Consider the following 227-nt stretch of genomic DNA (forward strand, 5'->3'; position numbering starts at 1 on the left):
CCGCGAGCTGTCCGACCACATCGCCGAACGCGAGGTGGGCGAGTCGCCGCCGCCCCGAGACTGCCGGCAGAGCGTCTACAACACGCTGAGTCAAACCCACCTGCCGAAGCTCGAAGAACTCGGGTTCGTCGACTTCGACAGGGACGAGAAGGTCGTCACCCTCCGCGAGACCGCCCGGGAGGTCGACGTGTACATGAACGTCGTCACGCCGCTGGGCATCACTTGGG

Annotated in this window: 1 pseudogene; it reads left to right on the forward strand. The window is 66.1% G+C overall.

The window, feature by feature from the left end:
• Positions 1 to 227 (forward strand): annotated as a pseudogene (locus tag EXE44_RS17080) (hypothetical protein); the annotation flags it as partial.

The sequence above is a fragment of the Halorubrum sp. SS7 genome (assembly GCF_005435055.1).
In the GTDB taxonomy this organism is placed as follows: Archaea; Halobacteriota; Halobacteria; order Halobacteriales; family Haloferacaceae; genus Halorubrum; species Halorubrum salinarum.